General features: G+C 47.8%; 16 protein-coding genes. 13 read left to right on the forward strand and 3 right to left on the reverse strand.

What is annotated here, in order from left to right; genetic code table 11:
- Window positions 1-18: 18 nt before the first annotated feature.
- From C7Y71_RS08135 to C7Y71_RS08155, 5 genes are all read left to right on the forward strand, one after another.
- Window positions 19-1,743 (forward strand): S41 family peptidase, encoded by a 1,725-nt coding sequence (locus C7Y71_RS08135; protein WP_111898070.1) that lies wholly within the window; start codon window positions 19-21, stop codon window positions 1,741-1,743.
- 87 nt (window positions 1,744-1,830) lie between these two features.
- A complete protein-coding gene (locus tag C7Y71_RS08140) occupies window positions 1,831-3,129 on the forward strand; it encodes an alpha-L-fucosidase (RefSeq protein WP_193215881.1) in 1,299 nt (432 codons plus the stop codon).
- Window positions 3,129-3,872, forward strand: coding sequence for a copper homeostasis protein CutC (locus tag C7Y71_RS08145; protein WP_111898072.1), 744 nt, complete (start codon window positions 3,129-3,131; stop codon window positions 3,870-3,872). Before C7Y71_RS08140 ends, C7Y71_RS08145 begins: the two co-directional genes overlap by 1 nt.
- Before the next feature lie 22 nt (window positions 3,873-3,894).
- On the forward strand, window positions 3,895-5,259 hold the full coding sequence (locus C7Y71_RS08150) for a GDSL-type esterase/lipase family protein (RefSeq protein ID WP_111898073.1): 1,365 nt from the start codon (window positions 3,895-3,897) through the stop codon (window positions 5,257-5,259).
- A 32-nt stretch (window positions 5,260-5,291) separates the two neighbouring features.
- A complete protein-coding gene (locus C7Y71_RS08155) occupies window positions 5,292-8,480 on the forward strand; it encodes a GDSL-type esterase/lipase family protein (protein WP_111898074.1) in 3,189 nt (1,062 codons plus the stop codon).
- A 111-nt stretch (window positions 8,481-8,591) separates the two neighbouring features.
- Here C7Y71_RS08155 and C7Y71_RS08160 read toward each other — a convergent pair whose 3' ends face one another.
- The gene (locus tag C7Y71_RS08160) at window positions 8,592-8,840 is read right to left on the reverse strand and encodes a DUF2442 domain-containing protein (protein ID WP_111898075.1); all 249 of its coding nucleotides are present in this window, start codon (window positions 8,838-8,840) and stop codon (window positions 8,592-8,594) included.
- A 23-nt stretch (window positions 8,841-8,863) separates the two neighbouring features.
- Window positions 8,864-9,082 (reverse strand): DUF4160 domain-containing protein, encoded by a 219-nt coding sequence (locus C7Y71_RS08165; RefSeq protein ID WP_111898076.1) that lies wholly within the window; start codon window positions 9,080-9,082, stop codon window positions 8,864-8,866.
- 314 nt (window positions 9,083-9,396) lie between these two features.
- Between C7Y71_RS08165 and C7Y71_RS08170 the strand changes: the two genes are divergently transcribed.
- From C7Y71_RS08170 to C7Y71_RS08195, 6 genes are all read left to right on the forward strand, one after another.
- Window positions 9,397-10,602, forward strand: a complete 1,206-nt coding sequence (locus C7Y71_RS08170) for an ATP-binding protein (protein ID WP_111898077.1) — start codon at window positions 9,397-9,399, stop codon at window positions 10,600-10,602.
- Window positions 10,603-10,833: 231 nt separating this feature from the next.
- Window positions 10,834-11,781, forward strand: coding sequence for an IS30 family transposase (locus C7Y71_RS08175; RefSeq protein WP_151908877.1), 948 nt, complete (start codon window positions 10,834-10,836; stop codon window positions 11,779-11,781).
- A gap of 192 nt (window positions 11,782-11,973) precedes the next feature.
- Window positions 11,974-13,392: an adenosylhomocysteinase gene (ahcY, locus tag C7Y71_RS08180; protein ID WP_111899250.1), complete on the forward strand. Its 1,419-nt coding sequence runs from the start codon at window positions 11,974-11,976 to the stop codon at window positions 13,390-13,392.
- A gap of 51 nt (window positions 13,393-13,443) precedes the next feature.
- Window positions 13,444-16,125, forward strand: coding sequence for a YfhO family protein (locus tag C7Y71_RS08185; protein WP_111899249.1), 2,682 nt, complete (start codon window positions 13,444-13,446; stop codon window positions 16,123-16,125).
- 22 nt (window positions 16,126-16,147) lie between these two features.
- On the forward strand, window positions 16,148-16,570 hold the full coding sequence (locus C7Y71_RS08190) for a DUF4359 domain-containing protein (protein WP_111899248.1): 423 nt from the start codon (window positions 16,148-16,150) through the stop codon (window positions 16,568-16,570).
- Window positions 16,571-16,707: 137 nt separating this feature from the next.
- Complete coding sequence (locus tag C7Y71_RS08195) at window positions 16,708-17,529, forward strand: DUF3108 domain-containing protein (protein WP_111899247.1); 822 nt, start codon at window positions 16,708-16,710, stop codon at window positions 17,527-17,529.
- Between the two features lie 131 nt (window positions 17,530-17,660).
- On the opposite strand, the gene C7Y71_RS08200 is transcribed toward C7Y71_RS08195, so the two are convergent.
- The gene (locus tag C7Y71_RS08200) at window positions 17,661-18,284 is read right to left on the reverse strand and encodes a CatA-like O-acetyltransferase, family 2 (protein ID WP_111899246.1); all 624 of its coding nucleotides are present in this window, start codon (window positions 18,282-18,284) and stop codon (window positions 17,661-17,663) included.
- Window positions 18,285-18,363: 79 nt separating this feature from the next.
- Here C7Y71_RS08200 and C7Y71_RS08205 point away from each other — a divergent pair, with 79 nt between their 5' ends.
- Both C7Y71_RS08205 and C7Y71_RS08210 read left to right on the forward strand, forming a co-directional pair.
- Window positions 18,364-18,558 carry a hypothetical protein gene (locus C7Y71_RS08205; RefSeq protein ID WP_146739487.1) on the forward strand — a complete coding sequence of 65 codons (195 nt, stop codon included), beginning with the start codon at window positions 18,364-18,366 and terminating at the stop codon, window positions 18,556-18,558.
- Between the two features lie 182 nt (window positions 18,559-18,740).
- Window positions 18,741-20,192 carry a tryptophanase gene (locus C7Y71_RS08210; protein ID WP_111899244.1) on the forward strand — a complete coding sequence of 484 codons (1,452 nt, stop codon included), beginning with the start codon at window positions 18,741-18,743 and terminating at the stop codon, window positions 20,190-20,192.
- Window positions 20,193-20,280: the final 88 nt, after the last annotated feature.

A 20,280-nucleotide genomic window follows, 5' to 3' on the forward strand; every position in this document is an offset into this window, starting at 1 on the left:
TACGTTGTAGATTAAAAAATGTTTCGCGCAATAGGTATCTCTGTTTGTAGGCTGATAATGCCGGTCATGCTGGCATTAAGCCCCGTGTATGTCTGTGCACAGAGCGCGGAGAGCATAAAATATGCCGAGCAGATGGAGCGTTTCTTCAATGTGTACCAGATCATTCAGAACCGCTATTTCATACATGTGCCTGCAGAAAGACTCTTCAACAAGGCAATTCAGGGCATGATGGACATCCTCGACCCGCATTCGCAATTTCAGGTAATCAAGCATGATCATCCTTTAGACTTGGGTATAAAATGGCATTACGACCCCGATATCAGACGTTTCGTGGTGTCCCGTGTGGATGAGAAAAGCGGAGCAAAGGCAGCCGGTGTGCAGGCGGGCGATGTAATCATGGAGATAAACAAGAATCCTTTGGGAGAATGTTCGCTGAATGAAGACAGTGTCCGTCTCTATGATGAGAAAATGAAGGATATACTGTATGACGAAGTCAAGAAAGGCAAGGTGAGAATCACTTTTGCACGCAAAGTTCTCGGAGCAGATGGTGCCTTCAATCTCAAGAACAAAAACATAGACGTCAATATAGTTAATTACGCAAAAACCACCGTGCCATTCGGTTGTCTGATTGACGGCAAAGTGGCTTATATTCGTGTCAAGGAATTCGATTTCACAGGAGATGATGCAGGAACTACCACATATTCAGAGTTTTATAACAAACTCAGGACGCTCCGGTATCAGTACAACAACCTGAAGGCTGCTGCCGACAGCGGGCTGAATGAAAATGTAGTTCCCGACACACTCATGCCCATCATCATCGACATTCGGGGCAACGGAGGTGGACTTGTGAAGGCTGCCATAGATATTGCAGGCATGTTTTTGGACGAACGCTCAATGGTTTGCTACGTTGAGGGCGAACATCACAATGAAACTATGATTACGGAAGGAAAACCTGAATACAGAGCGAACCCATTGGTTTTCCTTGTTGACAGTGCGTCAGCATCAGCATCCGAACTGCTCAGCGGAGCCATGCAGGACCAAATGCGGGGCATCGTGATAGGACAACGCACATACGGCAAGGGCATCATGCAGAAAACGTTGGAAAACGGAGAGTTTCAAGACAACGTGCTCTCAATCACTATAGGCAGATATTATCTTCCGAGCGGACGATGCGTGCAGAGATGGGACTATAGCCCGCTGGTCTATGGCGAAGAAAAACGCGAAATCTACAACAAGGACGACTATGGCATCACGCCCGACAGCATGGTGAACGACACCACGCCTGCCTTCTTCGAAATGTTGGCTCAGCAGAATGCGTTTTTCAACAGTTGTGTGGACCTGAGAATAAGATATCCGGAAGTGATGGAAACCGATGCCAGAACTTTCGAACTGACCGAAGAACAACTGGAATACTTCAAGGTGAGGCTACTTGAAAATGGCTATATCTTCGAAACTCAGGTATGGAAGGATTTCAGCCAGATGAAGGAATCGCTCAGTCAATATGGCGTGGATACCAACTATCGACAGTTGGAAGAAGACGTGCTCAACCAACTTAGTAAGAAACTTGAAGGCAACGACGAGATATTGCGTGTGATGGTGACGAAGAAGCTGATGGACATGTATCGCACGCCGGAGGACTATTATCTCTATAGCCTCAATCACGATTATGTGTTAGACGTGGCAATGAAGGTGCTGAATGATGGACTGTACGAAGACCTCATGGACAAGAAGCCTGAACGCTAATGCAAATCTGACTTAAATATGTGGCAACCAGCCACTGTTGTGACGATTTTTTTGACAAGATAATCCATGATACCAATGAAGTCTATTATGAAGAAAGTGCTTTTTAGCATTATAGCCTTTTTTTGTGCAATGTCAGTTATGTTCGCACAAAAATATGAACCTACGAAGGAAAACATCGCCGCACGCAAGGAATTCACTGCCGACCGCTTTGGTGTGTTCATCCATTGGGGGACGTACAGCATGTTTGCGCAGGGAGAATGGTATCTTAGTGCCGGACTTAACGACAAGGAATACAGCAAGGCCGCTGATGCCTTCTATCCTCATCGATTCAATGCAGACGAGTGGGTGAGAGCCATCAAGGACGCAGGAGCCAGATATATCACCTTCACCTCGCGGCATCACGACAGTTTCTCCATGTTCAAGACCGCAGAGTCCGACTACAACATCGTTGATGCAACACCCTTCAAGCGCGATGTCGTAGGCGAATTGTCTGAGGCGTGTCAGCGTCAGGGCATGAATCTGCATCTGTATTATAGCATCCTCGATTGGCACCGTGCCGACTATCCGGTAGGCAGGACAGGCCTACGCACAGGGCGACAACTACAACCCAACTACGACTCCTACTTCCGGTTCATGAAGAACCAGGTAAAGGAATTGCTGACAAAGTACGGTCCCATACGCGGCATCTGGCTCGACGGCTATTGGGATCACGACAACGACTCTGTGCCCTTCGACTGGCGCATGCCGGAATTCTATCGTTACATACATAGTCTGAATCCGGCTTGCCTCATAGGAAACAACCACCATATCAGCCCCATCGAAGGCGAAGATTTCCAAATGTTCGAGCGCGACTTGCCTGGTGAGAACAAGGCAGGGATGAGCGGTCAGGACATCAGCAGCCTCCCGCTCGAAATGTGCCAGACGATGAATGGTATGTGGGGATATAAGGTGGCAGACCAGAACTATAAGTCGTCGGCAGAACTCATCAAACTCCTGGTTCGCGCCGCAGGAAAAGGTTCAAACCTGCTGCTCAACATCGGGCCGCAGCCCAATGGAGAACTCCCCGCTGTGGCACTTGAGCGACTGAAAGAAATGGGAGCATGGATGCGTATCTATGGTGAAACCATTTATGGAACGACGCCTTCCGAAATAGGAGAACAAGAATGGGGCACCACAACACAAAAGGGAAATATAATTTTTCTACACGTATTTTCTGCTCCCGAAAAAACAATAAATTTCCCGATGAAATCGACTATTTTGGACGCTTTTGAGTATAAGACAAACAAACCTCTTGCGTTCACGCAGTCTAATGACAAAGGTGTAACTCTGCTTTTACCCTCTGCTCCAAAAGGCGAGGACTATGTCATTACCCTTCGGATAAAGTGATGAAAGAAAAGCATCCTCTTCTCGAAGTGTGCTGCGGTAGTATGACAAGCGTGGATAATGCCCTGGCAGGTGGTGCAGAACGTATAGAGTTGTGTTCCGCGCTTGGCGTGGGCGGACTGACCCCTTCTTTGGGTCTGTTGAGAGAAGCGCGAAAGCGCTATCCTGCGCTGACAATCCATGTCCTGATACGTCCACGGGAAGGCGATTTCAACTATTCGCCCGGTGAGATGGAAGTCTTGATGGAAGATGTACGTCTTGCCGTAGAAAATGGCGCTGATGGTATAGTTTGCGGCATACTTGACAAGAATGGCGAGATAGACATCGTTCGCACAGGACAGGTTATCGCTGCATCCGGCGGCAGACAGTTTACGTTCCATCGCGCTTTCGATGCCGTGACAGACCCGATTTCAAGTCTCGAAACTCTCGTCAGTTTAGGCTGCCACAGAGTGTTGACAAGCGGAGGGGCTGAAACAGCGGTGGAGGGTGCTGATATGCTGAAAAAACTCGTAAGAGCGGCAGATGGGCGTATCATAGTAATGCCGGGAGCAGGTGTCAAATCTTCGAATGTGGCACATTTAATGCGCAACACCGGTTGCACCGAAGTGCACGCTTCATGCGCAAGAGCACTGGCACCCGCTATGCGAGGACCGGCACTCGGGGTAGCCGATGACGGCTCGCGAACAGAAACTGATGCTAATGAAGTGGCTGCCGTCATAGCGGCACTCAGAGAATTTAGAATATAGTAAAATCAAAACACCTGATATCATGAAATCCAGACTAATATCATTGATATGCCTTATGGTATGTCTTACAGGTATTGCCCGTGCTGATGACCCCTTCCGCAACCATCGTTACAATGCTTTTACCACTCTCAAGGTGGACACCAGCAGCATCGTCTTTGTGGGAAACAGCATCACAAACCTGCACGAGTGGTGGGAAGCCTTCGGATGCAATGCCAAAGTACTCAACCGCGGTGTGTCCGGCTCCTATTCCGACGAAGTGCTTGCCAATCTTGAGAATGTCATCATGGGTCATCCCGCAAAGATTTTCTTTATGATAGGTACAAACGACCTCGGAATGTATGGCAACAAAACCGCAAAAATAGCCGCCAACGTGCGCGAAATCGTGGCGCGTGTTAAAAAAGAGTCGCCTAAAACGGAAATTTATCTCCAAAGCGTGCTGCCGACAGAAGTGGGCAAGAGAACCCTGCCTGCAGAGCGTGAAATAAACGATTCTTTAAAGAAGATATGCACCGACTGCAACCTCACTTACGTGGATTTGTGGGACTTGCTCATAGATATACCTTCAAAGAATCCCCTCAGTATGTCGAACGACGGGCTGCACCTCACAGTGAAGGGCTACTACCAGTGGTGCAATGCCATAGCACCCATCGTAGGCAGCAAGTGTGTCTACACCAACGGAGAGAACAATTATGGCGGTGTAGATAAACTTTATGGTATGCGTGTAACGCAATTCGGCGACCTGCCCGTATGTAAGGGCGACGTCCTGCTCATCGGCGATGAAGTGGTAACAGGTGGAGAGTGGCACGAATTGCTTAACTCGACCAAAATCAAGAGCCGTGGCAATGCATGGGACTATCCGGGACGCCCCCTTTCGGTAACGCTGGCTTCCATTCCTGTCATTCTCCAGGGTAGGGAAGGAAACGAACAGCCTGCAAAGGTGTTCCTCTATGCCGGAGTACGCGAAGTAAACGGAAACAAGAATGTGGCTGCTTCGGCAGTGGAGTACAGGAAAGTGGTGGACAAAATCCGCGAAATGGCACCAAATACGAAAATATACCTCATGGCACACCTGCCGCAGGCCAACGCAAAACTAAGCAAGCGCGCAAAGGATTTCAACCTCCAACTGCAAATCATTGCTGAAGACATAGAAGGTGTAACGTACGTAGATACCTACACGCCTTTTGTGAAGGGGAGTGGCATAAACCCCGAATATATGATGGGCAACTATCTCACAGGACTTGGCTACAACCGCCTGGCTCGTGTTCTGGCGGATTATCTCGTGGAAGAAGGCGTCAGTGTGATGGACGAGGATGTGGCACGCGAACTTGCAGCAACGTATGAAGCGCGCAATGCAGCATACATGCAGAATGTGCGTAAGAAAAAGTAATCATTAGACTCATAAATACAAAATCAATAACAATGAAGAAATTTATCCTTTTTACAGCAGCATTGATGCTTAGCATCTCTATGGTGCATGCAGACTTGCCTTTCCGCAACCATAGGTTCAGTTCCTTTTCAGTACTTGAAGTGGACACTAACAGCATCGTATTCCTCGGAAACAGCATTACCAACATGAATGAATGGTGGGAAATGTTCGACAGCAATCCCAACATCGTCAATCGCGGAAACTCCGGAGCAGTATCATCCGAATGGCTTGCAAATCTCGAAATGGTAATAACCGGCAAACCCAAGAAAATCTTCCTCATGATAGGCACGAACGACCTTGGGGCAGTCGGTCTCAGTACTCCTCAGCAGGTGGCATCTACCATCCGCAAAATATTTACACGCATCAAAAATGAAAGTCCCAAAACGGAAGTATATTGTCAAAGTATCTTGCCCAGTAACTATCGACGAACAGAGAGTGTTTTGCTCGCAGCCAACGACTCGTTGAAGAAAATGTGCCCCGAGTTTGGATATACCTACATCGACCTTTGGGATTCACTCTACGGCATCATGAATGGCACCAATGGAGGTCTCTCCTACGATGGCTTGCACCTCACCGCCAAGGGTTACTACATCTGGGGGCAGAAAATCAAGCAATATGTGGGCAACAACTGTGTGTTCACTAATGCAGATTTGAATAATGCAGGCTATGGAGGCTCACATGGCATGAGATACACCGTATTAGCCGATCTTCCTGTCAAGAGTAGCGATGTGCTCATCATTGGTGATGAAATGGTGCATGGCGGCGAGTGGCACGAACTGCTCCATAGCGATAAAATCAAGAGTAGGGGAACAGGGTGGGGATACCCGGGCTCAAGCATAGAGCATGTCATCAATCTGACGCCGGTCGTACTGCAAGGGCGCACAGGAAATCAGGCTCCGGCAAAAATGTTTGTCTATGCTGGTGTGTCCGATGTCAACAATACGAGCGACCCGGCAACGACAGCAACAAATTATTGGAAAATCGTGGACAAAATCCATGCGCTCTGTCCGACGACAAAAATATATGTCATGGCGCTTCAACCTACTGCCACGGCAGCCACCAATACAGGTAAGGTGGTGCCCTTCAATGCCGCTATCAAAGCAAAGGCAGAAGCAACGGACTATGTAACATACGTGGACACCTACACACCGCTCGTCAATAGCAGTACAAACGTGGGTAACTCCAAGTATTTCAGCGGGAACTATCTCTACGGACTTGGCTACATCAAAACGGCGCAAATCCTGGCACAATACCTTGAAGAAGAAGGTGTCAGCGTACTTTCAGAGAACGAAGCACAGACCTTGATGAACCGCTACAGTGCGCGCAACACACTCGGTGGCGCTGTGTCCGCCGTTAACGACTACAAAGCCGGAACAGAAATGGGGCAGTACAGCGCAGAAGCCATAGAGAATTTCTCGGCAACTATAGACGAGTGCTACGAACTGCTCACCTCCGAAACTGCCACCAACGAGCAACTCTCTGCCAAAGCAACAAGCATGAATACAGCCCTAAACAGTATCCGTGAGAGCATCGCCATGCCTAAAGAAAGCGGTGACACCTGCTATTGGTACACTTTCAATTCCTCGCTTCGAAACAGCCTCTATCTCTCTTCAACAGCCACTGCAGGAGGTGTGCAAGGTAATGCATCAAGTACACGCGCATCTCATTGGAAGTTCATTAAACGAGCAGATGGCCGTTATGACATCGTGAACCGTTCACACGGGGGGTATATCGCTCCAACAGCAGTCTACAACAATCAAATCAAAACCGTATCCACCCAACCCCAGAAAGGCTGGAAATTGAGTTACAGCAACACGGCAGGTATGTATATCATCAGTAGCGATGCCGTACAACTCAACCAAACTAACCTGTTAGGCACCCCCATCTACAACTGGAGTGCGGGAGGCACAGGCACCGACCGCGACGACGCAGGATGCCAGTTCACCATCAAATATGTAGCGATGACTGTGCCCGCTGACACTACCACTACTCCAGACACTACAATGGCACCCGTTTATACATACAACACACAACGCGGTGCACTCTATGCCAATGGGGCCAGCACGGCAGTGAACAAAAGCGGTGCAAACGAGGACGATCCCACCTATCATTGGGGCATTGTGGAATACAAGGACAAAAAGTACATTTTTAGTGTATCTGAAAAGGCTTTCCTTTCTAAGAAAGTGGGAATGAACAGCGGAGCAAACTCCATCCTGACGATAGATGCCATCGATGCCATCAATTTTGCAGAATCGGGCAATGCTGATTATCCCGATTTCCTGTCAGTAACACAAAGTGGAGCCACCTACTACCTCAACATGACCTCCGATCCGGGCGATTTACGTATTGATTCGTGGAGCACGAAAGATGTTGGAAACCGTGTGAAGTTCGGAGAAGTGGAAGGTGTGCTGTACAACGAGGCGGAAGCCATTGCCATATTGAAAGAATTCCTCGGCGAGACGACAGACCCTGAAGATCCTAAAGTGCCACCATATACCGCAGCAGCAGAATATGCCTATACACTCGACGGCACATCGCCCATAGAACTCACAGGACCACTCGCCGAAACACTCCTCGACATGGAGAGCGGAACAGTGTTCATCTCTTTCACACCTGCCACCACGACAAACAGGCAAATCCTCCTTGCTGCATGCAATTACACCAATTCTGCATTCTTCGGAGCCATGATGAACGGCGGAAAACTCGCCGTGAACGAAACATCCACCGACGGTGCGGAAGGATGGTACACCCGCGGAACTGCAGTAACAGCAAATCAACAGCACGCTGTAGCACTGACATTCAATAAATCCACCGGTATATATACCTACTACACCAATGGCGCATCGAACGGCACGATAACGCTCCCTTCAGGAAACTATCAAGCCAATTTCTTCGGAACAGGCAACTTCAGCCAAATCTTCCTTGGAGGAGCAAAACTTTCCAATAACGCCAACATGAACCCCTTCACCGGAAAAATCAACGACATACAGGTATGGACAGAAATCCTTGATGCCGAAACCGTGGCAATGATTCAAGCCCGCAACCTCGACGACCTGCCCACGGCAATCAGCACAACTGTCGTCAATAATCCTTCAGAAACCATCTACGACCTCACCGGCAGACAAATCAGAAAACCCGCGAGAGGCATATACATCGCAGGTGGTAAGAAATTCATTCGGTAAGAAAATTTTTAATTGTTTGTTACATTAGACTGGTTATACATTTACAACGAAATGTTACAGCCGTAAAATTTACAGCCATAAGTTTACAGCCATAAATTTATAGCTGTAAAATTACGCCGTCACCCCCAACTCGTATAGTCTTTCAGGCGCGAAGTCCACACCATTGTACCATTCCAGTGTCCAGTCGGTAAGGGCGAATTGGACAAACTTGCTGTGGTCGAGCAACTGTTCGCGGAGTTTTCCTGTTAACAGCGGCCTGAAATCGACTATGCGTCGCTCACCGTTGCTAAACTCTAGTACCATTGTGTAGTCGTGCAGGTATTCCACATCGACCACTCTGAGCAATTCCTGGTTTTCCATCTTCGTGATTTTTAAAAGGTTGATTATCTTAAAGGGTCAATGGGCAATGCTTCTTCCCCATTCTGTAGGCGTGTCCAGTTCGCCATAAGTTCGTCGTGGTGCTCGTCCATCCACTCAAACACCTTCTTAAGTGCTTTGCGAGGCAGTTCGCCCTTAACCACCCCTTTGTTGATGGTTACGGTGCAACGATAGTCACCGTAACGCACATGGAAATCAGGTGGATTGTGATCATCGCCAAACATGGCTATGATGATACCGAAGAATCTGCTATTTCTGGCATTATCTCTTTCGCTTTTATTCTATCGATGCAAAAACAACAAATTTCTGCAAAATGAGAGGAAGATTCCAACTCTTTGAATCAACAATTATATATAAACAGCAATAAAAATATTCCCTGTTTTGTTTGCAGAGTCAAAGTTCTACCCTAAATTTGCACCCAGAAAGTGTAAATCACGTTTTACATATCTGTACGTGAATTGTAAATCGCCTTTTACACATTTCATGGATAAGTGTAAATTGCCTTTTGCACATCCTGTGAATTTAAGTATAAAAGAATATGGAAAAGTTATTCGAACGCCACGACATCTACCTCTCTGAAGTACCAATGGGTTACGTCAGAGACTTCATGCACCTCATCCATTGGGATTCACGTCTCGTTATTGTTAAGGGGCCTAAAGGAGTTGGTAAGTCCACTCTTCTGTTACAATACATCAAGAAGAACTTTGAACCCGATGACCGTCATGTGCTTTATTGTTCTGCAGATACTGGCTATTTTGCTACTCACACCATTGTTGATTTGGCAGATAAGTTTGTCAAGCGAGGTGGTCAGTGGCTCTTCCTCGACGAAGTGCATAAATACGAAGGGTGGAGTCGTGAAATCAAGGAAATTTATGACCTCTATCCCAAGTTGCATATAGTGCTCAGTGGTTCGTCGCTCATACAGATTAACGATGGGCAGGCAGACTTGTCTCGGCGCATGTTGCGCTATGATATGCCAGGTCTTTCGTTCCGCGAATTCCTTAAATTCGACAAGGGAATAGACATTGAAGCCGTTACTTTAGGCACCCTGTTGGAATCCCCCAATATGTTTTGTTCGCACGTCCGTTCCTTATGCCATCCGTTAGAGCATTTCGGCCGTTATCTGCAATATGGTTACTATCCCTTTTATTTCGAAAACAAAAGAGCGTATTATCGTCATATAGAAGATGTCGTTAACTACATCATTGACGTAGAACTGACTAAACATCGTAACATAGAAGTAGGTAATACCCGTAGTCTGAAGGCCTTGTTACAAGTCATTTCGCAAATGACGCCCTACGAGGTAGATATAGCCAAACTGTCGAAAGCCACAGGCATATCACGCCCCTCTACGCTGAAATACCTGACGCACATGGAGGAGGCATGTCTCATTCACCGGCTTTTCACGGACTTAAAACGTGTAACAGACCTTCAGAAGCCCGATAAAATCTATCTGGACAACTCAAATCTGCTCTATGCACTATGCCCACAAAGACCTGAGATTGGCACCGTTCGCGAGGCCTTTTTTGCCAACCAGTTGGTATCGGCTGGGCATACCGTGGAATATGCAGGCTATAAGAAAGGCGACTTCTGTATTGATGGTAATACGGTGATAGAGGTTGGTGGAGCCGATAAAGGCTTTAGCCAACTGGCAGGAAATAATCTTTCCTTTGTGGCAGCAGACGACATAGAGTCTGCCTCAATGAGGAAAATTCCTCTTTGGGCCTTCGGCTTCCTGTATTAACGTGAGTTCGGTAATTCCAGCTAAAGCAGTCTGAGGCGGACGTAACAACACAAGCAAGGATAAAACCTTTGTTTTGCTCAGGACGTTATGCATTCTTAAATTCAAATAAGAAGTGCAAGACTCGTCCTGTGGGATTCACTGATTGAAAGGTAAGTCAGAGACATCAAGTAGCAACATAAAAGCAAAAGGGAGATTTTCATCTCCCTGAGATTAACTACTTTTGTGTTGCATATGAAATATAAACAGCTAACCTCGCAGCAAAGGTACACAATCCAGAACGGATTAAAGCAAGGATTGACCAAAAAGATGATCGCCGCCCTCATAGAGGTGAACGAAAGCACCCTTTACAGGGAAATCCATCGAAATGGCGGTGCCAAGGTTTATAATGCAGAAAAGGCACAGCGCGAAGCAGACCGCCGCAAGACGCGTCTTCAGAAACCGCGAAGATTCACACACGCCCTTAAGCGGGAAGTCATAAGTCTGCTGCAAAAGAAATGGTCGCCCGAACAGATATGCGGGTATATAAAGAGACAAGGGCGCGAATGCGTCTCCCATGAAACAATATACGCATTCATCAGAACCGACAGGAAGTGCGGAGGGATGCTTTGGAAACTCTGCCGTCACGCAATGAAGAAGCGACGGAAGACAGACAAGGGAAAACGGATTCCCATAAAAGACCGCGTGAGTATAGACCTTAGGCCGGAAGAGGCAGACGGCACGCGTTTCGGAGATTGGGAAATGGACACCATAGTCGGTAAGGATGGGAAAGGAGCGCTAGTTACACTCTACGAGAGACGTACTGGATATGGGATGGTCAAAAGGCTGCCTGATGGAAAAGAGGCAAAAGGCGTGGAAGAAGCAGTATACAGAATGTTGATTCCTTACAAGAAACAAGTACTCACTATTACTACAGATAATGGAACAGAGTTCGCCAGGCATAGTCAATTGGCAAAGAAACTCTCCACGAAAATCTTTTTTGCACACCCTTATAGCTCATGGGAAAAGGGAGGTGTAGAAAACTACAACAAACTCGTCAGACAATATATACCTAAGGGAACGAATTTAGAACAATACACAGACAAATATCTTATGGAAGTACAAAAGCAAATTAACAGCAGACCAAGAAAAAAACTCAACTTTAATAACCCAAAAAACGAATTTTACAAACTTTTAGACTAATATTGCACTTGCTACTTGAATCTACGATTGAACTCTCAATTCTATATAAATTCCCAATCTGGTGCACCCATTCAAGGGAAAATTGCTAATTTTGCAGGTCCTATATGTTTATAAATTATTCTATAGGGCTGAAGCGGTGCGAAGGTGCGCGTAAACACCTGAAACAGAAACAAATAAAAACAAACTATAAAAATGAAAGAACAACTTTTTTCTGCGCTGCCTTATAAGGTGGCTGACATGACACTTTGCGACTTTGGACGTAAGGAAATAGAAATTGCAGAACACGAAATGCCAGGTCTGATGGCGCTGCGCGAGAAGTATGGTGCTGAAAAACCGCTTGCAGGTGCGCGTGTGATGGGCTCGCTCCACATGACGATTCAGACGGCTGTGCTCATAGAGACTCTCGTAGCCCTCGGCGCAGAGGTGCGCTGGTGTTCATGCAACATCTATTCCACTCAGGATCATGCAGCAGCAGCCATAGCCCAGACGGGCGTAGGCGTGTATGCTTGGAAAGGCGAGAGCCTTGCAGACTATTGGTGGTGTACGCTCCAGGCGCTGAATTTCGGCGAAAAGGGTATGCCCAACCTGATTGTGGACGATGGTGGCGATGCCACACTGATGATTCACCTCGGGGTGCAGGCAGAAAAAGACCCCGCCGTGCTCGACACGCCAAGCGGCAGTGGCGACGAGGAAGAACTCAAGAATATCATCAAGGCAGTCCTCGCCGAACGCCCCGACTTCTTCAGCACGCTCGCAGCCAGCATACGCGGCGTGAGCGAAGAAACAACCACGGGTGTGCACCGTCTCTACCAGATGATGGAGCGCGGAGAATTGCTCTTCCCGGCATTCAACGTGAACGACTCCGTAACCAAGTCGAAGTTCGATAACCTCTACGGCTGCCGCGAGAGCCTCGCCGACGGCATCAAACGCGCCACCGACGTGATGATAGCAGGCAAGACATGTGTTGTAGCAGGCTATGGCGAAGTGGGAAAAGGCTGCGCACAGTCCATGCGTTCATACGGTGCCCGCGTCATCGTAACAGAAATCGACCCCATCTGCGCACTTCAGGCTGCCATGGAAGGCTATGAAGTGCTTACCATGGAAGAAGCAGCACCCCTTGGCAATATCTTCGTAACTACTACGGGTAACATCGATGTCATCACCACCGAACACATGAAAGTGATGCCCGACCAAGCCATCGTGTGCAACATCGGGCACTTCGACAGCGAAATACAGGTGGAAGCCCTCAAGAACCTGCCTGGCATCAAAGCCACTAACGTGAAACCACAGGTAGATTCATACCTCTTCCCCGACGGACACCGCATCACCCTCTTGGCAGACGGCAGACTCGTGAACCTTGGTTGCGCTACGGGACATCCCTCGTTCGTCATGTCAAACTCCTTCACCAACCAGACCCTCGCACAGATGGCGCTTTGGAAGAAACAATATGAAGTGGGAGTGTATCGCCTGCCTAAAGAACTCGACGAAGAAGTGGCACGCTTGCATCTGGAACGCATCGGTGTTCACCTTACAAAACTCACTCAAGAACAAGCCGACTACATCGGTGTACCTGTGGAAGGACCGTACAAGGCAGAACACTATCGCTATTGATTACGAAAAGCGGAGAAGTAATTAAAAAGAAACATAACAACAGAAATCATAATGAACAAAGTAACATCTCGCCCAGTTGAGGGTGGTTGGTTAGGATTGCTCAGGCAGTCATGGCCTGATGCACTCTGTGTAGTGCTATTTCTCGTCATCAGTTTCGCCTATTTCATGACGCCGATAAGCCAAGGCCTTGTTCTTGGTGGCGATGACCACACTGGAGGCGTCGGAATGGCGCATGAACACGCGGAGTATCATGAGCGTACAGGAGAAATAACACGATGGACAAACAGTGTCTTCGGCGGTATGCCAACGTATCAGATAGCACCGTCTTACGATTCAACATCTGCACTCGGGACGATACAGAAAATATACCAGTTGGGCACAACGGGCGTGCTGAGTTACACGTTCCTCTTTTTGCTCGGATTCTACATCCTGTTGCGTGCATTCAATTTCAAGCCCTATCTTGCAGCATTGGGCTCAATCCTTTGGGCGTTTTCGTCCTACTTCATGATTATCATCCTTGCAGGGCACATCTGGAAGGTGCTTGCACTTTGCTTCATACCGCCTACGATAGGTGGACTCATTCTGTGCTATAGAGGAAAATACCTCTGGGGTGGGGCAGTTACAGCGCTCTTCACGGCATTGCAAGTAACCTCGAACCACGTGCAGATGTCCTACTATTTCATTTTCGTCATGCTGGCAATAGTAGTGGCATACGGCATCGCGGCATTCCTGCCAAAGAAGGATGCAACTGACGATTATGGGATGATTCTTTCGCCAAAATCATGGCTGAAGGCTACGGGAATAATCATTGTTGCAGGTATGATAGGTGTGTTGGCGAATGTGTCGAACCTCTATCACACGTATGAGTATCAGAAACATTCCATGCGCGGTGGATCGGAACTCAAACAGGCAGCACCGGAAAAAGCGGATGCAAAGACTGATGCAAAGGCGGCTGAAAAAACTACCGAAACGACACGCAGCGGACTCTCCACCGAGTACATCACACAGTGGAGTTATGGTATAAACGAGTCGCTCACACTTCTCATTCCTGAAGTTTCTGGTGGCAGTTCGGCAGAGAGTATCCTCGACAAAGTGCCTGAAGCTCAAGAGAACATGAACTTTATGGGAGGTCTGCAGAGCATACAGCAAGCAGCTGGTCCGCAGGCAGCCAGTGCGTTCCTCCCAAGTTACTGGGGAGAACAGCCAGGCACGTCGGGACCGGTCTATGTCGGTGCCATCGTGTGCCTGCTCTTCATTCTCGGCATATTCTATGTGCGCGGACCGATGAAGTGGGCACTCCTTGCAGCAACGATCATTTCGTTCTTCTTCGCATGGGGAAAGAATTCCATGGCACTCACGCAGTTCTTCATCGACAACCTGCCGCTCTATAATAAGTTCCGCGCAGTAAGTTCGGCACTCGTCATAGCCGAATTCACAATGCCTTTGCTCGGTATCCTGGCGTTGGCACGTTTCATCAAGGAGCCCGACTTGCTCAGGCGCAAACCATTTGGCATGTATATAGCCATCGCAGTGACAGTTGGTATCTGCTTATTGTTGTATGTGGCACCAGGCGTTTATGGCGATTGTATCAACAGCACACAGAAGGATATCATTGGTCAACTCTCAAATGCAGGAATCATTGAGTCCACTTCTTTCTCGGCTGCCCTGTCCAGCATACACCATAGTTTGCTTGCAAAATCGGCAGGACGATCGCTTTTCCTTGTGTTGCTTGGAGCAGCAGTGGTATATATCTATTCACGCGGTTGGATAAAACATTGGATGATGTGTGGAGCGCTTGCGCTATTATGCCTTGCAGACCTTTGGATGGTGGACAAAAAATACCTCAACGATGAATCTTTCAGTGATCCAATGATGGTGGAAGACGAAACCACACAAAAGCCTGCTGCATACGATGAAATACTCGCAGACCAATCGAACTATCGTGTTGCCGACGTTAGTAGAGGATTGAGCAATACGTTCAACAACAATCAAGCCAGTTATTGGTTCAAAAATATCGGTGGCTATAGCCCTGCGAAGATGCAGCGCTATCAGGAACTCATCGACCGCTACATCGGCAATGAACTCGCCACATTCGACAATGCGGCGAAGCAACTCGGCGACCACCTCGATGCCGTAAACATCGACAGCCTCTTCCCCGTGCTCAATATGCTCAACATGAAGTATGCCGTTGTGGCAGACTCCACCGGTACGGCGCAGATGAAGGTGAAGAACCCATACGCCAACGGCAACGGTTGGTTTGTCAACAAACTGCAGTTCGTGAAAGATGCCGATGCTGAATTGTCAGCACTCAGCAAACTCGACACGAAGCACATCGCCGTGGCAGACGAATCATTCAAGGCGCAACTCGACGGTACACCGCTCGACTCCGGTACGGTGAAACTCGACAAGTACGAGCCTAACGAACTCGACTATACCATCTGCAGCGCGAAGGGTGGAGTAGTGGTGCTCTCAGAAATCTACTATCCGGGATGGACAGCCACGCTCGACGGACAGCCCGTTGAAATAGGGCGTGTCAACTATGTTCTGAGAGCACTGAAGGTAACACCCGGACAGCATAAGTTGCACCTCGAATTCAAACCCGCTTCCATAGCAAAGACCGACACAGTGGCTTACATCGCTCTGGCGCTCACCATCATAGCCTTCATGGCAGGGCTGTTCTTTAACATAAAGGGAAAGGTGATTAAACCTAAGGGGCAGGATAATGTCAAATGACATGACATAAAAAGCCTGAATCATGAAGAAAGTAATCATCACCATCATCGTGGCAGCAGTGTTTATCATTGCAGCAGTGACCAATCCCTCTCTCTATGACCACCGCGAAACCGTAAGGCAAATCCTGAAGACACAGGCAGACAAAATAGCCGAAAAGAAGACCGAAGGTATTACGGACAAAGTGGTAAGCGGAGTGATAGGAACAGACATCAGCACCGGAAAGGTGGGCGAGACCATCGACGGTGTGGTACGCGAAGTAACTGGTGCCGTCATTGGCAAAGTGGCAGACGTTGGTGTCGATGAGGAAATAGGAAGGGAAAACTATGTGTTCTTCTCTCTGACCACACTCAAATGGAAGGGAGAAAAGAAGAAGGTAGGTATCGGTATCTTCGGCAATGTGTTCCTGTTTGCTGATGTCGACGAATATGTTGATAAGCATATCTGAAGGCATTCGAGCATTCAGATTATTCAGAACACTCTGATTACTCCGATTATTCCGACTATTCTGACAAAATCCGAAAACTGTTAAACGTTTTCGGATTTTCTCTGTCAAACAAGAGTAAAATCCAAGATAACAACATCATGAAAAGAAGTTTCTCTGCCATATTCGCCATGTTGCTGACAGCAATAGTGCTTTTGCCATCTGATGTGGCAGCACAGTGCTCATCGACAAATACAGCCTTCAAGAGTGGTGAAGTGCTGGGCTACGACCTCTATTTCAACTGGAAATTCGTCTGGGTGAATGTGGGTACAGCCAACTTGTCCATAAAGCAATCCACATACGGCGGTCAGCCTGCCTATTGCGCATCGCTCATCACACGCACGGCAGGCAAGGCGGACAAGTATTTCGTGATGCGCGACACGCTTACTGCCTTTATGGGTACCGACCTCGTGCCGAAGTATTACCGCAAGCGCGCACGCGAAGGCAAGGACTATAGCTGCGACGACGTGTGGTACAGTTATCCTTCAGGAAAGTGCAACGTCAAGATGCGCTTCAGCAAGAACGGGAAACCCGCAGAAAACAAGTCGGCTTCGAGCAAGTACTGCGCTTTCGACATGGTGTCGATGATGATGCGTGCAAGGTCGTTCAATGCCGGCACTTACAAGAAAGGGCAGCGCATACCCTTCCTCATGGCTGAAGGAAAGCATTGCGAATGGCGCGACCTCGTCTATCACGGCAAGCAAGTCATAAAGATGGAAAACAGTAACGACCGCTACCGCTGCCTCGTGTTCTCCTACGTGGAGAAGGAAAAAGGCAAGGAAAAAGAAATCATACGCTTCTACATCACCGACGATGCCAACCATGTGCCCGTGATGCTCGACATGCACCTCAATTTCGGCAGCGCAAAAGCCTATCTCCGCAGTGCAAAAGGACTGAGAAATGCCACAACAGCCAAGGTCTGAAGAACATGCCATAGCCCCCATAGTTTTCTCAAGAAAAGTTGAGTTTTCCAAGGAAAGTCCCGGATTTCACAAGAAAGTCAGGGATTTCTTTGTTTTTTCGTATGGAGGTCTGTAAAACTTATTACGCTGAATTATAATGTAACAGAGTCAATCTCTTCCTGCAGGTTTTTCAGGAAAGCACAGGCTTGCTCACCGTCCATCTGCGCATGATGAAACTGAAACGAAATGGGCAGGGTGGTCCTGAACAGCCTCTTGCGGTATTTGCCCCATGCAAGAAAGGGATTGTTGTATATGCCGGAATATTGATTGACAATACAGTCGAGTTCCAACTGGGGTAATGCAGATGTGCCTATGATCATGCGATCTTCTATCGATGTGCTTATGCAGGTCCTTGCTGCTTCATCGGTCAGCCTTAAGTAGTCGCTGTTAAACGCGCTGATGTCATCGCAGAAGGGTATGTCGCACAGAGTGATACCGCCTTTGGAGTTTTTTACGATGACGTTGATGCCTAATTGTTCGTATTTGTAGAGTTTTCCGTTCGTGGGCAGATAGTAGAATTCTTCTATTCGACAGGCAGTCTTGCCAATGCACCAGCACAAGAGCACATTGAACTTAATTTGCCTTTTCCGACTCACCTTTAGCAAGCGACTGACGTCTATTGTCTTTACCAATGTAACCATAGGCATTGGCGATGTCATCCACATCTTAAAAGCCTCTGCACGACTTGTTTCTTCCGGGTTTACTTCTATCTTCATCCTAATGACAGAATTGAGTTTGTTTATATTCGCTTACAAAGATAATTTTTTCAGATTTGAAAAAAGAAAAAGAAGAAAAATGAAAACGAAAAAAAAGAAAGAGAAAAAAAGACAGAAAAGAAAAGAACCAAAAGAAAAGAAAGAAATAAAAGAAAAAGAAAATAAAAGAAAAAGTAAAAAGAAGATAAAAGAAAAGCCTCCGCCACCTCTAAATCTCCTCCGCCCCCAAAAAGTTTTTCTTGTATTTTTGAATGCGATGACGGGCATCGCATAGCGGAGGAGGCGGCGAAATGATTATTTTTGAAAAAAAGTTAGTTTTTTTGATGTAAAACATCACAATTTACAGATAATGCCATGCCAAACTTTCATAAATTAGGTCATTCCAAAAGATTTGATTATATTTGCAAACTCATAACGAAATAAATTTTTAATCATTACATATTTTTTCACTTCCACATGTCAACAGTAAAATTCTATCGCCAGGAGCATCAGGTTCCTCTCGAAATGCACAAAGTTCGCATCGTACAGAAACTCTTCCTTCCAACGGTTGAGGAACGTCTCAAGAAAATGAATGAAGCAGGAAACAACACCTTCCTGTTGCAGAACAAAGATATCTTCATAGACATGCTGACCGACTCCGGTGTAAATGCCATGTCGGACAACCAGCAGGCTGCCATGTTCCAGGCTGACGACTCATACGCCGGTTCTGAAACGTGCAACCGCCTCAAGAAAGCCATCAAGGACACCATGGGCCTCGAACACTTCCTTCCGGCTCATCAAGGACGTGCCTGCGAGAATATTCTGGCAGAAGCATTCGTGAAGCCCGGACAGGTGGTACTGACCAACTTCCACTTCACCACGACAAAGGCACACATCACCCGCGTGGGTGGCAGCATGATTGAACTCGTGGCAGCCAAGGGTCTTGACCCCGTGACTGACGATCCTTTCAAGGGCGACTTCGATATCGACGAACTGAAGAAGACGATTGCCGAACTGGGTACGGAAAAGATTGCTTTCCTGCGTATAGAAACCGGTACCAATCTCATCGGTGGTCAGCCCGTTTCGATGGCGAACATGCTCGAAGTGGCACGCATCTGTAAGGAAGCCGGCATTATGACCGTGATGGACGCATCGCTCCTGCAGGACAACCTCTACTTCATCAAGGTTCGCGAAGAAGCCTACAAGAACAAGTCGATTCTCGACATCACACATGAACTTTGCGCTGCAATGGACATCACTTACTTCTCTGCACGCAAACTCGGTTTCGCCCGCGGCGGTTGCATCTGTTCGAACGATAATGAACTCATCCGCAAGATGATGGAGTATGTGCCCCTTTTTGAAGGCTTCCTCACCTATGGCGGTATGGAAGTGCGCTCGATGGAAGCCATCGCAGTAGGTCTCTATGAAACGATGGACGAAGAAATCATCAACCAGGGTCCGATCTTCATCGAATACCTCGCAAAGGAACTCCACGAATATGGCGTGCCGGTAGTGTTGCCCGCCGGTGGTCTTGGTGTGCACCTCAATGCATCGGAATTCTTCCCCAACATGTCTCATGGCGAATATCCTGCCGGAGCACTCGGTGCAGCCATGTACATCGCAGGCGGTATCCGCGGTATGGAACGTGGTACCATCTCCGAACAGCGTGAGCCCGATGGCAGCGAACGCTATGCAGAACTCGAACTGTTGCGTCTCGCCTGTCCACGCCGTGTGTTCACACTTTCACAACTCAAGTATGTGGCAGACCGCGTGAAGTGGGTATGGGACAACCGTGAAATCATCGGTGGTCTGAAGTTTGTGGAAGAACCCGCCGTGCTGCGCTTCTTCTTCGGCCGTCTGGCGCCCATCGGCGACTGGCAGGAAAAACTCGTCAAGAAGTTCCGCGAGGACTTCGGCGACAGCCTGTAAAAACAAAACGCCGAGTAGTCTCGGAACAATGACAGCGGACTTCCAAGTTGCCTTGCGCAAATCTGGAAGTCCGTTTTTTTTCGGAGGA

The organism is Pseudoprevotella muciniphila (assembly GCF_003265305.2).
In the GTDB taxonomy this organism is placed as follows: Bacteria; Bacteroidota; Bacteroidia; order Bacteroidales; family Bacteroidaceae; genus Alloprevotella; species Alloprevotella muciniphila.